Below are 13142 nucleotides of genomic sequence, written 5' to 3' on the forward strand. Positions count from 1 at the left end.
TCACCGCCCCCGGGGCTCGTAGTGGGAGCGGCCGTTGTCGTCGTTGCCGGTCGAGCGGGTGTCGTACGGGGACCGCCGGTCGTGTGGCAGCGGGAGGCGGTGCACCAGGTCGGCGACGATCGCGTCGGTGGTACGCCGGGCGAGCTGCGCGTCGGCGGTCGGCATGATGCGGTGCGCGAGCACCGGTACGGCCAGCGTCTGGAGGTCGTCGGGGAGCACGTAGTCGCGACCGTCCAGCGCGGCCACGGCCCGGGCGGTGCGCAAGAGCTGGAGGGTGGCCCGGGGGGACGCGCCGAGCCGCAGGTCGGGGGCTTCACGGGTGGCGGTGACCAGGTCGACCGCGTACTGCTTGACCGCGTCGGCGACGTGTACGTCGCGGACGGTGGCGATCAGGCGGCGTACGGTGGCCGCGTCGGCGGCCGGGCGCAGCGCGTGCAGGGGGTCGGCCCCGCCGTGCACGTCGAGCATGGCGAGTTCGGCGCCGGCGTCGGGATAGCCCATCGCGATCCGGGCGGTGAACCGGTCGCGCTGCGCCTCCGGCAGCGGGTAGGTGCCCTCCATCTCGATCGGGTTCTGGGTGGCGATCACCATGAACGGGCTCTGCAGCTCGTACGTCGTGCCGTCGACGGTGACCTGCCGTTCCTCCATGCACTCCAGCAGCGCCGACTGCGTCTTGGGGGAGGCCCGGTTGATCTCGTCGCCGACGACCAGGTTGGCGAAGACGGCGCCCGGCTTGAACTCGAAGTCGTGGGTCTCCTGGTTGTAGACGCTCACCCCGGTGACGTCACTGGGCAGCAGGTCGGGGGTGAACTGGATCCGCCGTACGGAACAGTCGATCGTCCGGGCGAGAGCCTTGGCCAGTTTGGTCTTTCCGACTCCGGGTACGTCCTCGATGAGCAGGTGCCCCTCGGCGAGCAGGACAGCCAGCGCCAGGCGTACGGTGGCGGTCTTGCCCTCGATGACCTGCTCGATGTTGGCGACGATGGCTTCACTTGCGGTGCGGAACTCGTCGGCGGGCAGGATGTCGCCCAGCTCGTCCCGGGTTTGCTGTGTCACGGGCCTCCTCCTCGTCGCGCTGCTGCCTGGCTGATGACTGGAGTTTCCAGACCCGGCCGAAAGTCTGCGGAAATAGACCGGTCGCGTCGACCGGTCTCCCGTAGCTTTCATCAGGCTAACCGGATTCGGCCACCGCGCCGACCGGGGTGCTTGTCGAGGGTCGGCGAATTCGGGCGGCCGCGGTGCGACATCGTCGGGCGAAAGGGTTAGACTGCCGTCATGGCCAGGGCTTTTCTGCTCCTTACCTAGCCGTGCTGACAGACCCACGCGAGGCGCCGCCGCCGAGCACGGGATCAGCGGCACGGCTTCCCCTCCTGCGCGAGGGGCTTTTTTATGCCCCTGTAGACCGCGTTGGTTCGCGCGCCGACGATTCCCGAGCCCTGGACTAGACCGAGGTGGCAACCATGAGTGACGTAGTCGAGACGGCTGGCGACATCCCGTCCTTCCGATACACGGCCGCGCTGGCCAACGAGATCGAGGCGCGCTGGCAGGACCGCTGGGAGGAGCGCGGGACGTTCCACGCTCCGAACCCGGTGGGGCCGCTGGCCGACCCGGACCACCCCCGGGCCGGAGCCGACAAGATGTACATCCTGGACATGTTCCCGTACCCGTCGGGTGCCGGGCTGCACGTCGGGCACCCGCTGGGCTTCATCGGCACCGACTGCTACGGCCGCTTCCAGCGGATGGCCGGCCGCAACGTGCTGCACGCCATGGGCTTCGACTCCTTCGGGCTGCCGGCCGAGCAGTACGCGGTGCAGACCGGGCAGCACCCGCGCAAGACCACCGACGAGAACATCACCCGCTACCGGGCGCAACTGCGGATGCTGGGCCTGGCCCACGACGGGCGGCGCTCGGTGGCGACGACCGACGTCGACTTCTACCGCTGGACCCAGTGGATCTTCCTGCAGGTCTTCAACTCCTGGTACGACACCGACCGGCGAAGCGCCCGCCCGATCGACGAACTGGTCGCCGAGTTCGAGGCCGGCACCCGGCCCACTCCGGACGGTCGCCCCTGGGCCGACCTGGACCCGGTCGAGCGCCGCCTGATCGTCGACGACCACCGGCTGGCGTACGTCTCGCAGTCGCCGGTGAACTGGTGCCCGGGCCTGGGCACCGTGCTGGCCAACGAGGAGGTCACCGCCGACGGACGCTCCGAACGCGGCAACTTCCCCGTCTTCAAGCGCAACCTGAAGCAGTGGATGATGCGGATCACCGCGTACGGCGACCGGCTGCTGGCGGATCTGGACACTCTGGACTGGCCCGAGCCGATCAAGCTGATGCAGCGCAACTGGATCGGCCGCTCGACCGGCGCCCACATCGACTTCCCGGTCCCCGGCTCGGCCGACCCGATCCGGATCTTCACCACCCGCCCGGACACCGTCTTCGGTGCCACCTACATGGTGCTGGCCCCCGAACACGAACTGGTCGACCGGATCGTGCCCGGCACCTGGCCGGCCGGCACCCGCGACGCCTGGACCGGAGGCCACGCCGACCCGCGCGCCGCCGTCGCCGCCTACCGCGAGTTCGCCGCCGGCCGCAGCGACGTCGAACGGCAGGCCGACGCCAAGGAGAAGACCGGCGTCTTCACCGGCGCCTACGCCACCAACCCGGTCAACGGCGCACCGGTGCCGGTCTTCATCGCCGACTACGTGCTGGCCGGCTACGGCACCGGCGCCATCATGGCGGTGCCCGGGCAGGACGAGCGGGACTGGGCCTTCGCCGAGGTCTTCGACCTGCCGATCATCCGTACCGTGCGGCCGTCGGACGGCTTCGACGGCAAGGCGTACACCGGGGACGGTCCGGCGATCAACAGCGCCGCGCCCGACCGCGGCCTGGACCTGGACGGCCTGGGCGTCGCCGACGCCAAGGCCCGCATCATCGAGTGGCTGGAGGCGAACGGCCACGGCCAGGGCGCCACCACCTACCGGCTGCGCGACTGGCTGTTCAGCCGGCAGCGCTACTGGGGCGAGCCGTTCCCGATCGTCTACGACGAGACCGGCCTGCCGGTCGCGCTGCCGGAGAGCATGCTGCCGCTGGAACTGCCCGAGATCGACGACTTCTCGCCGAAGACGTTCGACCCCGAGGCCGCCGACACCTCCCCGGAGACCCCGCTGTCGCGGGCCCGGGACTGGGTCGAGGTCGAACTGGACCTGGGCGACGGCCCGAAGCGCTACACGCGCGAGACCAACACCATGCCGCAGTGGGCCGGATCCTGCTGGTACGAGATGCGCTACCTGGACCCGACCAACGCCGGACGATTCGTCGACCCGGACAACGAGACCTACTGGATGGGGCCACGCGGGGCCGGCGACTGCGGCGGCGTCGACCTGTACGTCGGCGGTGTCGAGCACGCCGTACTGCACCTGCTGTACGCCCGCTTCTGGCACAAGGTGCTGTTCGACCTGGGCCACGTCACCTCGTTCGAGCCGTTCCGCAAGCTGTTCAACCAGGGCTACATCCAGGCGTACGCGTACACCGACGCCCGCGGCGCGTACGTCAACGCGGCCGAGGTCGAGGAGCGTGACGGCCGCTGGTTCCACGGCGAGGTCGAGGTCAACCGCGAGTACGGCAAGATGGGCAAGTCCCTGCGCAACGTGGTGACCCCGGACGAGATGGTCGAGGCGTACGGCGCCGACACGTTCCGGGTCTACGAGATGTCGATGGGGCCGCTGGAGGTTTCCCGGCCGTGGGAGACCCGGGCGGTCGTCGGCGCGTACCGGTTCCTGCAACGGGTCTGGCGCACCGTCGTCGACGAGGAGACCGGGGCGCTGCGGGTCGTCGACGAACCCGCCGACGACGCCACCCGGCGGCTGCTGCACCGGATCGTCGACGGCGTCCGCGCCGACCTGACCGGCATCCGGCTGAACACCGCGATCGCCAAGCTGATCGAGCTGACCAACGCGGTGACCCGGCTGCCCGCCACCCCGCGCGAGGTGGCCGAACCGCTGGTGCTGATGCTGGCCCCGTTCGCCCCGCACATCGCCGAGGAACTGTGGGAGCGGATGGGTCACCCCGGCTCGCTGGCGTACGCCGACTTCCCGACGGCCGACCCGGCGCTGCTGGTCGCCGAGTCGGTGACCTACCCGGTGCAGGTGGGCGGCAAGGTCCGCGGCCGGATCGAGGTCCCGGCCGACGCCGACGAGCCGACCGTACGCGCGGCGGCGCTGGCCGTGGTCGCCGAGCAACTGGGCGGTAAGGAGCCCCGCAAGGTCATCGTGGTCAAGGGCCGGATGGTCAGCATCGTTCCCTGACCGCCGCAGGTGCCCCGGCCGGCGCCCTGCCGGCCGGGGCGGCGGTCCGGTGCGGTCCGGTTCGGTTCGGTCCGGTTCGGTTCGGTTCGGTCGGTCCGGTCCGGTTCGGTCCGCACTGCCGCCGCTGCGCCGGGGTCGGGCCGGGGCCGAGCCGGGCCGGCGCGGCCGCGCCGGTTCGCCCCCCGAACATTCCCGGGCCGGGGTATCTGTTTCGAGCCACAGCGAATTCAGTGTGGATACAGCGAATTCGCTGTGACCCCGAACAGCGACACATGCCCGGCCGGCGGCAGGCCGGTCAGCGACTCCTTGATCGGCGCCCCGGTCCCGGCCGTGGGTCCCGGCCGTGGGTCCCGGCCCTGGAGCCGGCCCTGGGCGCCGGCGGCAGGTCCCGATCCCCGGTCCGGCCACCGGCCGCCCGTCGCCACGACAACCGGCGGGTTGACCGGACGGCGGGTCGACCGGACCGTGGGTTACCCGGACCGTGGGTTACCCGGACCGCGGGTCGACCGGACCGCGGGTCGACCGGACCGCGGGTCGACCGGACCGCGGGTCGACCGGACCGTGGGTTGACCGGGCGGCGCCGGTGGGCGGGGTCAGTTCGGCGCGGTGCCGGCGGCCGGGGTGCGGTCGCGGAGGGCGGAGCGGCGCCAGCGCCACACGATGACGGCGGTGGCGATCAGGCCCAGGCCGGCCGGGGCGACCGACAGCGGGTTGAAGGTGTCCGGCTCGGCCACCGCGGCGCCGACCGCCGCGTAGCCGAACGCCGACGGTACGGAGGCCAGCAGGCTGCCGACCAGGAACGGCAGCAGCCGCGCGCCGGTGGTGCCGTAGCCGTAGCTGACCAGGCCGAAGCCGCCGATCGGCAGCAGCCGTACGGTGATCACACCGAAGACGCTCTGCCGGGCGAACCAGCCGTCGAGTCTGGCCAGCCGGCCCCGGATCCGCTCGGCGACGAATTCGCGGCCGAGCAGCCGGCCGACGGCGAACCCGAGCGCGGCGGCGAGCAGCGCCGCGCCCAGGGTGTAGCCGGCGCCGCCGAGCGGGCCGAACAGGGCTCCCCAGGCGACGGTGAGAAAGGTGCGCGGTACGAGCGCCACGAGCAGCAGCGCACCGACCACGACCGCGGCGACCGGCGCGAACGGGCCCAGGTCGTCGACCATCTCCGGGGCGGCGGCCAGGTCGGGCTGCGGCACCAGGAGCATGACGATCCCGAGGACCCCGAGCATGCCGAGGAGGAGGACGAACCGCCGGAACGGCCGCTCGCGCAGCCGTTCCCGCAGCGGCCGGCCGTGGCCGTGCGGCGGGAGCCGTACGGCCCGGACCAGTTCGTCGGCCCGGGTCCGCAGCCAGCGGCCGGGGCCGCTCATACCCGTACGGCGGCCGCGCGCTCGGCCCGCAGCCGGTCCGACCAGGTGTCGTCGAGCGGGGCGAGGTTGTTGGTGCCGGTGGCCCAGCGCAGCAGCAGGTCGGCCAGGGCCGGGTTGCGCGACAGGGCCGGGCCGTGCGAGTACGTCCCGAGCACGTGGCCGCGCCAGGCACCCTCGGTGCTGCCGTCGTTGCCGATCCCGGTGGTGACCCGGGCCAGCGGTGACACGCCGGGGCCGAGGTGGGTGCGGCCGCCGTGGTTCTCGAAGCCGGACAGCGGCGGCAGCCCGAGCCGCGGGTCGATGTCGCCGGCCAGCTCGCCGACCGCCCGGGTCGGCCCCCGGTCGGAGTAGAGGTCGAGCAGGTTGAGGCCCGCGCACTTGGCGCCCTTGGCGAAGAAGGAGCCGCCGAGGAGCTGGTAGCCGGCACACACGGCGAACACGACCGCGCCCTGGTTGACGGCGCGGTGCAGGTTGCCGTCGGAGATCAGCCGCTGGGCGGCCAGCGCCTGCGGGCCGTCCTCGCCACCGCCGAGGAGGTAGATGTCGGCGGCGGTCGGCAGCGTCTGGTCGGACCGTACCTCGATGGTCTGGACCGGGATGCCGCGGCGCTGCGCCCGGCGGGCGAGGATCAGCAGGTTGCCGCGGTCGCCGTAGGTCGACAGCAGGTCGGGGTAGACCCAGACCAGGCGAAGGTAGCTGTCCGCGCCCGGCGGCGGGGGGGCCGGGTAGCCGGCATCAGTTGACACGGTCCAACTCCGCTCGGATGTCCTGGAACGCCGTGTAGTTGGCGATCACCTCCAGCCGGCCGGGCGGTACCGCCGCGATCGCCTGGGAGAAGGTGCGTACGTGCTGGAAGGGCACGTCGTTGATGTCGAGCCGGACGGCCAGGTCGTAGGCCCGGTCGCCGGTGATGAGGACCTGCCGGCCGCGCAGCGGCGCGAAGTCGACGTCGAAGAGCCAGGAGGTGTCCAGGCCGTCGGGGTCGCGCGCGTTGATGGAGAGCAGTGTCGGCGCGTGGTCGGCCATGTCGAACGCCTCCAGCCAACTCGCCGGGTTCTTGGCGAGCAGCAGCCGGATGCCGCGGCCGTCGCGGACGACCTGGGCGTAGCGGCCGGCGATCGAGGCGACCCCGCCCAGGCGCGACACCGCGTCGGTGGGGCGTACGCCGAACTGCGCCGCGACGGCGAGCGCGGTGGCCGCGTTGCCGATGTTGACCCGGCCGGGAAGCTGAAGGACGATCTTGTGCCAGGCGCCGGTGGGGTCGACGACGCCGTCGTCCTCGACCACCCAGTGGGGTTGCGGGCGGCGCAGCGTGCAGCCGGTGCACCACCACTGGTCCTCGGCGCGCTCGATCGGGGAACCACATTCGGGGCATACCCACGAATCGTCGTGCCACCGCTGGCCGGCGCTGAACCACGTGGTGTGCGCCGAACCGATCGCGGCCCAGACCACCATCGGGTCGTCGGCGTTGGCGACGACGTGCACGTCGGGGTGCTTGGCCAGGGTGGTCTGCCAGCCCTGGGCCATCATCGCCACCTCCTTCGCCCGGTCGAGCTGGTCGCGGGAGAGGTTGAGCAGGGCGACGACCCGGGGTTCGGTCGCGTCGAGGACCTGGGCGAGGTAGTGCTCGTCGACCTCCAGCACCGCGTACGGGGTGTGGCCGGCCTTGGCCAGCGCGGAGGTGTGCCCGGTGGGCATGTTGGCGCCGAAGGAGTTGGTCGCCACCGGTCCGAGGACGCCGACGGCGGCGGCGGCCAGCCGGGTCGTGGTGGTCTTGCCGTTGGTGCCGGACACCAGGGCGATCGTCCGGCCGGCGGCGAGGTGGGCGAGCAACTCCGGGTCGATCTTCAGCCCGAGCCAGCCACCGATCACCGAGCCGTCACCGCGGCCGGCGGCCCGCGACAGCGCCGCGGCGGTCCGCGACACTGAGCTGGCCACCTTTGCGCGCAGGGGCATTTTCGCGTCCGTCACGCGAGCGAGGTTACCGGAACTGGCGCGGGCTCCCGATCGCCGTGGAGGACAGCGGGCCTTCCGGCGGGGGCGACCGGTCCGTTCGCCCTGGACAACGCCCGACCGGTGACCCTCCACTTTCCTCCCCGGGCTTGACAGAACGGGGCTGCGCGGCAGGCCAACGGCTCGATACCGGTCGAAACCGTGGTGATCGCCACAGAGTTGATCAATGTCGGGTAGGTGACCGGACGCCCCGCCGCTCGCCGCCCTCCACTCCGCTCCACCCGCTCTGACGTGCGGTTTTGCAAATGAGACAGGGCTTGCCAAACCCGCGATTCTGGTTGCAGGTGGAGGGAAGTGGAGTAGAGTGGGGCCCGATGGCGGGTCCGGAAGGGTCCGCCGGCCCAGGGGGATCTGCGGTGCCGCGAACACCGCCGATGGGCGAGGGGGTTTGGGTCGGTGTTTCTCGGCACCCATACACCGCGCCTGGACGAAAAGGGCCGGCTGATCCTCCCGGCGAAGTTCCGGGACGAGCTGGCGGGAGGTGTCGTGATCACCAAAGGGCAGGAGCGCTGTCTCTACGTATTCCCGACGCCCGAGTTCCAGCGGATCGCCGACCAGTTGCGCCAGCAACCGATGACGCACAAGGCCGCGCGGGCCTACAGCCGGGTCTTCTTCGCCAGCGCGCACGACGAGGTCCCGGATCGGCAGGGGCGCGTGACCATACCCGGTCACCTGCGCGACTACGCCGGTCTGGGCCGCGACCTCGTGGTGATCGGGGCGAGCAGCCGGGTGGAGATCTGGGACCGACAGGCCTGGGACACCTACCTCGCCGAGAGCGAAGACGAATTCGCCGACATCGAGGAGGGGGTGCTGCCCGGCGGACTGTAGGAGGGCGCACGACGGCAACCGGTCCCCGCGAAGGACCGGTCCGGCGCCGGTCGCCCGACGTACTGCGAGATCTCCAGCCGCTCCTATGCCCCTGGCGCCTCTTCCCCGGCGCCAGGCGTAACGAGCGGATGGGGATCTGGCGGTACGGCGAGCGGCACAGCTTTCCACCGGGCACATTCACACCAGACGGCGGTCCACCGGGGGGTCGACATGGGGGAGCTTCGCGGCACACACGTGCCGGTGCTGCTCGAGCGGTGTCTCGAGCTGCTGGCCCCCGCGCTGGACCGGGGCGACCGGCAGACGGTGCACGTCGACGCCACGCTCGGCCTCGCCGGGCACGCCGAGGCGGTGCTCGCGGCGTTTCCCCGGACGGTCCTCGTCGGGCTCGACCGCGACACCGAGGCGCTGGCGCACGCCCGTGACCGGCTGCGGCCGTACGCCGACCGGATCCACCTGGTGCACGCGGTCTACGACGAACTGCCCGGCGTCCTCGACGAACTCGGCCTGCCACTGGTCGACGGGGTGCTCTTCGACCTCGGTGTGTCGTCGTTGCAACTCGACGCACCCGACCGCGGGTTCGCCTACGCGCAGGACGCCCCGCTGGACATGCGGATGGACCAGACCCGGGGAACGACGGCCGAAGAGGTGGTCAACACCTATCCGGTCGACGAACTGGCCCGGGTGCTGCGGGTGTACGGCGAGGAGAAGTTCGCCCGGCGGATCGCGGGGGCGATCGTACGGGAGCGGGGCCGGGCCCGGATCACCTCGTCGGCCCGGCTCGCCGAACTGGTCAGGGAGTCCATTCCGGCACCAGCGCGACGAACGGGTGGACACCCGGCAAAAAGAACGTTTCAGGCGTTGCGTATCGAGGTAAACCAGGAGCTGGCGGTGCTGGAGACGGCACTGCCAGCCGCGCTGGACGCGCTCGCGCCCGGCGGCCGGATGGTGGTGCTGTCCTACCACTCGCTGGAGGACCGCCTCACCAAACAGGCCATCGGCGCGCGGGCCCGCAGTACCGGGCCGGTCGACCTGCCGGTCGAACTGCCCGGTACCGGTCCGACGCTGCGGTTGCTCAGCCGCGGCGCCGAACTGCCGGGCGAGGCGGAGGTCGCGGCGAACCCGCGCGCCGCCTCGGTACGGCTGCGGGCGGCGGAACGGATCGACCCGGACGCACGACCGGCAGGGGAAGCCGGTGCCCGGGCGGGCCGCACCGCCGGCACGGCAAGAGGTCGCGACACCGGCACCGGCGGGGAAGGCCGGAGCGGTGGCGGCCCGGCGGGTACGGGACGGGGCAGGGGCGCCGACCCGCGACCGGCCGGGAACGGCAAGACGGCACGGGCCGCCCGCGAACGGCCCCGCCGTCAGGTGAAGGCGTTGCACCAGCCGAGCGCCCGGCGGCGCTCCGCGACGTCCGCACCGCAGGGGCAGGACGGGCGGCGACGTCCGGGGGAGACGGACGAAAAGGGGGAGGGATCATGAGCGAGCGAATCAGCGGCGGGAACGGTGTCGAGCGCGACACCATGCGGCGCGCACCGCGGTCGGGGGGCCGGACCACGGATGCGACCACGAGCCGGAACACGACGCGGGCGCGCGGTGGCCGGGGGGCGGCCACGGGTGCCCGGGACATCGCCTCGGCGCGCGGCACGTCCGTCGCCGGTCGGGAGAACCGCGACGGCGCGGTCCGCGAGTTCCCGACCCAGGGCAGCGCGGCGCTGGCGCCCCGCGAGCAGGAATGGCGCGCCACGGCCGAGCCGGCCGGCGCCGAGGTCGACGCGCAGCCGGCGCCCCGGCTCCGGGTCGCCCCACCGCGCCCGGTCGCGGTGCCGCGGGCGCCGTTCGTGGCCGCGGTCCTGGTGCTCGTGGTCGGCGGGGTGCTCGGCATCCTCGTGATCAACACGAAGATCAACGAGAACGCGTTCCGGCTCGACAGCCTGCAGACCGAGCAGGCCGCGCTCGACGTGCGGGAGCAGAAGCTCAAGCGCGAGATCGCGCAGCACGAGGCGCCGGGCAACCTCACCGCCCGGGCCCGTCAGCTCGGACTCGTGGAGTCCAAGCAGCCGGCGTTCATCCGGCTGCCGGACGGCCAGGTCATCGGCATCCCACAGCCGGCCGGCGGGCAGCCGGCGATCAGCAGCCAGCAGGGAGCGGGTCAATAGCCCATGGCACCAAGGTCGAACGAGCCGCGCCGGGACACGGAAGTGCCCCGGCGCGGCTCGTCCCGGTCGGCGGCCGGCCGGGACAGCCAGGGCCGGGGCGGCGCCGCTGACGGAGACACCCCCGAGCGGCGGCTCGGCGGCATCTCGGACGCGCGGTCGTACACCCCCCGGGGCCGTACCGTGCGCGACGCCGGCCGCCCCGACCGCAGCGGGGACCCGTTCCGGCCGGCGTTGCAGGTGCTCGACGGCGGACGCAAGGGACCGGTTCGGCGTACCCCGGCCCAGCCGGCACGGGGTTCGGACCGTGCCGGCGGCCGCGGTGAGCCGGACCGCGCCGACCGGGGTGCCCGGGACCGGGGCACCGGCCGCGCCGGGCGCGACGGCACCGGCCGCGCCGGAACGGACCGTACGGGCACCGGCCGGGCCGCCACCGAACGTGGTCGGGGCACCGGGAGCCGGGCCGTCCGTGGCCCCGGCGCCGCACCGGCACCGCGCCGCGGGTCCGGCACCGCCGGCCGGGGACAGCCGGTACGGCCGTACCGCAAGCCACGGCCACCGCAACTGGCCAACCCGAACCGGCGGCTGCGGCTGGGCAGCTTCCTCGCCCTGACGCTCTTCGCCGTCATCGGCATCCGGCTGGTCGTCATCCAGGTGGTCGACACCCCGGCGTACGCCGACGGCGGCCTCGCCGGCCGGCTCAGCAACCCGGTCGTCATCCCGGCGCCCCGGGGCACCATCTACGACCGGGACGGCGCGGTCCTCGCGCACAGCGTAGAGGCCCGGTACGTCTACGCCGACCCGACCAAGGTCACCGACCCGGCCGCGGCCGCCACCGCGCTGTCGCCGCTGCTCGGCATCCCGAAGTCGCAACTGCTGCCGCGCCTGCTGCCGCAGAAGCGCCCGGACGGGAACGAGTCGCAGTTCGAATACCTGGCCCGGGGCGTCGACATCGAGACGGCTGCGCAGATCACCAAGCTGGAGATCGCCGGTATCGGGGCGCACCGCGACGAGCGGCGCGAGGTGCCCGGCGGCGACCTCGGCGCCAACCTGATCGGGTTCACCGGCGACGACATGTCCGGCCTGGAGGGCATCGAGGCCCGGTACGACGACGTACTGCGTGGCGTCAACGGCGAGCGGATCTTCGAGGTCGGCCGGGGCGACCTCGACAAGGCGATCCCGGACGGCTACCTCAAGGAGCGGGTGGCGCAGCCGGGCAGTTCCCTGGTCCTCACCATCGACCGCGACCTGCAGTTCGAGGTCCAGCGCATCCTGAGCGAGGCCATGGCCCGGGTCAGGGCGACCACCGGCACCGTCGTGGTGATGGACATCCGGACCGGCGAGGTGCTCGCCCAGGCCAGCCATCCGACGTACGACGCGGCGAACTGGAAGGGCAGCAAGCCGACCGACCGGGAGGACGCCGCGACGAGCTTCGTCGTCGACCCGGGCTCGGTGCACAAGCCGATCGTGTTCGGCGCCGCGCTGGAGGAGGGCGTGATCGCGGCGGACGGCACGCTGCCGGTGCCGGCGACCATCAACAAGGGCGGCACCACCTACCGCGACAGCCGCAACGCGCAGGGCGCCCAGATGAGCCTGCCCGGCATGATGGCGTTCTCGTCCAACGTCGGCACGATCATGCTCGCCGACCAGCTCGGGGCGCAGCGGCTCTACGACTACCAGCTGAAGTTCGGGCTCGGTAAGGCGACCGGCGAGGGCATGCCGGGAGAGGCGGCCGGCCGGGTGCTCGAACCGAAGGACTGGAACGGCTCGTCGCCGGGCTCGATCCCGATCGGGCACAGCGTCGACGTCACCCCGCTGCAGATGACCGCCGTCTACGCGGCGATCGCCAACGGCGGCACCTGGGTGCAGCCCCGGCTGATCCGCGAGACGGTCAACCCGGACGGCACGCGTACGGCGGCTCCGGCGCCGGAGACCCGCCGGGTGATCAGCCCGGAGAACGCGGCCGCGCTGCGTACGGTCATGGAGGCGGTGACCACCGTGCCGGGGGCGACCGGTCTGAAGGCGGCCATCCCGGGCTACCGGGTGGCCGGCAAGACCGGCACCGGTTCGCGGGTGGTCGACGGTCGCTACGCCCCGGGCGAGGTCGCGTCGTTCATCGGAATGGCGCCGGCCGACAACCCCAGGTACGTGGTGTCGGTGTTCGCCCACACCCCCGGCGGCGGGGGCGGCGACATCGCGGCACCGACGTTCAAGGACATCATGGCGTTCACCCTCCTGCACTACCGGGTGCCGCCGACCGGCACCGAGCCGCCGAAGTTCGTCGTCTTCCCGGGGTAGCCGGCGCGGTGCACCGGCTCCACCGGGCCGGCGGACCACGCCGGGATCAGTGGCCGGTGCCCGTGCCGACTTGCGTCTGATCGGTGTTTTGCCGGGCGTGTGGTGGTGATACTGCCTCGTCCGATACGCGTACCGGGACGTCGGCCCGCCGGAGGCGGCGCTCCCACGCGCCCCGC

Annotated in this window: 9 protein-coding genes; 5 read left to right on the forward strand and 4 right to left on the reverse strand. The window is 72.8% G+C overall.

Annotated features, from left to right (window positions below):
- A complete protein-coding gene (locus QCD66_RS09345) occupies positions 1-1056 on the reverse strand; it encodes an AAA family ATPase (protein WP_375736134.1) in 1056 nt (351 codons plus the stop codon).
- A 404-nt stretch (positions 1057-1460) separates the two neighbouring features.
- Here QCD66_RS09345 and leuS point away from each other — a divergent pair, with 404 nt between their 5' ends.
- Positions 1461-4307: a leucine--tRNA ligase gene (gene leuS, locus QCD66_RS09350; protein ID WP_407567076.1), complete on the forward strand. Its 2847-nt coding sequence runs from the start codon at positions 1461-1463 to the stop codon at positions 4305-4307.
- Positions 4308-4900: 593 nt separating this feature from the next.
- On the opposite strand, the gene QCD66_RS09355 is transcribed toward leuS, so the two are convergent.
- From QCD66_RS09355 to QCD66_RS09365, 3 genes are read right to left on the reverse strand one after another with little or no spacing between them, the layout of a single operon-like run.
- Positions 4901-5674 carry a VTT domain-containing protein gene (locus tag QCD66_RS09355; RefSeq protein ID WP_364221446.1) on the reverse strand — a complete coding sequence of 258 codons (774 nt, stop codon included), beginning with the start codon at positions 5672-5674 and terminating at the stop codon, positions 4901-4903.
- Complete coding sequence (locus QCD66_RS09360; protein WP_357537542.1) at positions 5671-6420, reverse strand: glutamine amidotransferase; 750 nt, start codon at positions 6418-6420, stop codon at positions 5671-5673. The genes QCD66_RS09355 and QCD66_RS09360 overlap by 4 nt, the downstream gene beginning before the upstream one ends.
- Positions 6410-7630, reverse strand: coding sequence for a MurT ligase domain-containing protein (locus QCD66_RS09365; protein ID WP_357537816.1), 1221 nt, complete (start codon positions 7628-7630; stop codon positions 6410-6412). Before QCD66_RS09365 ends, QCD66_RS09360 begins: the two co-directional genes overlap by 11 nt.
- 453 nt (positions 7631-8083) lie before the next feature.
- On the opposite strand from QCD66_RS09365, the gene mraZ reads away from it, so the two are divergent.
- The 4 genes from mraZ (at position 8084) to QCD66_RS09385 (ending at position 12966) form a co-directional block, all read left to right on the forward strand.
- Positions 8084-8515, forward strand: coding sequence for a division/cell wall cluster transcriptional repressor MraZ (mraZ, locus tag QCD66_RS09370; RefSeq protein WP_364221452.1), 432 nt, complete (start codon positions 8084-8086; stop codon positions 8513-8515).
- A gap of 210 nt (positions 8516-8725) precedes the next feature.
- On the forward strand, positions 8726-9994 hold the full coding sequence (gene rsmH, locus QCD66_RS09375; protein ID WP_375736133.1) for a 16S rRNA (cytosine(1402)-N(4))-methyltransferase RsmH: 1269 nt from the start codon (positions 8726-8728) through the stop codon (positions 9992-9994).
- A 41-nt stretch (positions 9995-10035) separates the two neighbouring features.
- The gene (locus QCD66_RS09380) at positions 10036-10671 is read left to right on the forward strand and encodes a hypothetical protein (RefSeq protein ID WP_375736140.1); all 636 of its coding nucleotides are present in this window, start codon (positions 10036-10038) and stop codon (positions 10669-10671) included.
- A gap of 3 nt (positions 10672-10674) precedes the next feature.
- Complete coding sequence (locus QCD66_RS09385; protein WP_407567077.1) at positions 10675-12966, forward strand: penicillin-binding transpeptidase domain-containing protein; 2292 nt, start codon at positions 10675-10677, stop codon at positions 12964-12966.
- Positions 12967-13142: the final 176 nt, after the last annotated feature.

The sequence above is a fragment of the Polymorphospora sp. A560 genome, from assembly GCF_045781765.1.
GTDB lineage: Bacteria > Actinomycetota > Actinomycetes > Mycobacteriales > Micromonosporaceae > Polymorphospora > Polymorphospora lycopeni.

What these genes read in the sequence shown, in the direction of transcription:
- QCD66_RS09365 (WP_357537816.1), bottom strand. Translation starts at nt 7,630, where the DNA reads ATGCCCCTGCGCGCAAAGGTGGCCAGCTCAGTGTCGCGGACCGCCGCG.
- rsmH (WP_375736133.1), top strand. Translation starts at nt 8,726, where the DNA reads ATGGGGGAGCTTCGCGGCACACACGTGCCGGTGCTGCTCGAGCGGTGT.
- QCD66_RS09380 (WP_375736140.1), top strand. Translation starts at nt 10,036, where the DNA reads ATGCGGCGCGCACCGCGGTCGGGGGGCCGGACCACGGATGCGACCACG.
- leuS (WP_407567076.1), top strand. Translation starts at nt 1,461, where the DNA reads ATGAGTGACGTAGTCGAGACGGCTGGCGACATCCCGTCCTTCCGATAC.
- QCD66_RS09355 (WP_364221446.1), bottom strand. Translation starts at nt 5,674, where the DNA reads ATGAGCGGCCCCGGCCGCTGGCTGCGGACCCGGGCCGACGAACTGGTC.
- QCD66_RS09385 (WP_407567077.1), top strand. Translation starts at nt 10,675, where the DNA reads ATGGCACCAAGGTCGAACGAGCCGCGCCGGGACACGGAAGTGCCCCGG.